The sequence below is a fragment of the Aequorivita todarodis genome (genome assembly GCF_028561335.1).
GTDB lineage: Bacteria > Bacteroidota > Bacteroidia > Flavobacteriales > Flavobacteriaceae > Aequorivita > Aequorivita todarodis.
Genome location: NZ_JAQQTG010000027.1, coordinates 1 through 1,731, shown reverse-complemented (window position 1 = coordinate 1,731; position 1,731 = coordinate 1). Strand labels below are relative to the sequence as shown.

Below are 1,731 nucleotides of genomic sequence, written 5' to 3'. Positions count from 1 at the left end.
GAAGCCGTCTCAATAATCTAATTGGGACGGTTTTTTATTTTTTGGTTGATGGCGATGATTTTTTGGTAATTTTAAATTTAGACGCAAAGTTGGCCTTTCTTAGGCACTTTTCTTTCTTAAATTGTGCGCTAAGGCGTGCAACCCGAACTCCAGTTCTGCTTTTTCTATTCCTTTGTGGGTAAATCGTTTGAAGTTTCTGTTAGATTTTATGTGTGCAAATACCGGCTCCACATCAGCGGTTCGCTGTTTGCGCTTTAGTTTCCCTATTTCACTGAGCAAGTTGTTTCTTGCTTTTTCCTTGTGCCTTTCCAGAGCGTGGTTTCTTTCTACGACCCTATTGCCCTTTGCCTTAAAACAGGCTCCGCGCAGCGGACAGCCTTGGCAGTTTTGTGCCCTATATGCGGTACTGGTTTGTAGGTAACCGGATTTGGTCTTTCGCTTTCGCTCCCCTATTTTTTTCATTGGCTGCCCCATTGGGCAGATGTAGTGGTCCTGCTCTTGGTTGTAATATAACTTATCTCTATGGAAGTCCTCATTTTTCTTTTTCCGCTTCGATTTTAAAATGCCCTGTTCCTTGTCAAAAGTGTTGTACTTTACATAGGTGCCTATCTCTTTTTGCTCTAAAAACGCATAGTTCTCTTCGCTTCCGTAGCCCGCATCGGCGGTAAGCTGTTCCGGTAAAAATTCGTATAAACATTCAAAGGCATCCAGGTGCGGTCTTAATGTATTGAGGTCGTTGGTGGTCTGGTGCAGGGTATAGTGGATTACAAACTGGGACTCTGAGCTCACTTGCACGTTGTAGCCCGGTTTGAGCTGCCCGTTCTGCATATGGTCATCCTTCATGCGCATAAAGGTAGCGTCGGGATCGGTCTTGCTATAGCTGCTGCGCCCGGCCAAGATTTCCTGTTGTTTTTCATACCTGTCCAGGTTCTGTGGAAAATTCTTTTGGATATACCGCAACTTGGCCTTTGCCCTGGTCGAGGCCTTTGGGCTTTTGCTGATGATCTTCTCTATTTTCTTGGCTGTTCTTGCTACCTTCTCCTTGTCAATCTTTTTAAAGTCGGGCGGGGTGGGATCGCTGTCCTCCTCATCTGCGATGTCCTGGGCATAGTGCCACATCGCTTCAAGCTGTTGTGCCATTTTCTCTTTGCGCGTCTTGATGGCATTGCCCCAGACAAAGGTGTACCTGCCGGCCATGGACTCGATCTTGGTGCCATCGGTAAATACTTCCTTAAGGGTAACGAGCCCTTCTTCCGCCAAAAGCAGAACGACCTGTTTAAAGATGTCCTTGAAAATGGTCTTGAGCTTTTTGCTGCGAAAACGTGCGATGGTGTTATGGTCCGCAACTTGTTGGGCGGCCAGCCACATAAAGTTGATGTTCTCGCGCATCGCTTTTTCTATCTTTCGGCTGGAGTAGGTATTGTCCATATAGGCGTAGACCATTACCTTGAGCATCATTTTTGGATGGTAGCTCGGCTTTCCTTCTTTGCTGTACTCTTCTACAAGTAAACTTAGGTCGAGTTGCTCAACGATACCATTGACTATACGTACAGGATGGTTTTCAGGAATGAGTTCTTCGATAGAAGGAGGGAAAAGCCAATTTTGCTGTTGGTTGTAGGATTGAAAATTGGTATTCATATCTTTGATTGTCAGTACTTAAAGATAAAAAATAACCAATTTTTAAGCAAGCTTTTTAATAGAAAAAGCCGCCCCAGGTTTTGAGACGGCTTC

The 1,731-nt window shown here is 44.9% G+C and carries 1 protein-coding gene; it reads right to left on the bottom strand.

Annotated elements, in window-relative coordinates; genetic code table 11:
• Positions 1–99: 99 nt before the first annotated feature.
• A complete protein-coding gene (locus POV26_RS10520) occupies positions 100–1,647 on the bottom strand; it encodes an IS1182 family transposase (RefSeq protein ID WP_419180015.1) in 1,548 nt (515 codons plus the stop codon).
• Between the last annotated feature and the right edge of the window lie 84 nt (positions 1,648–1,731).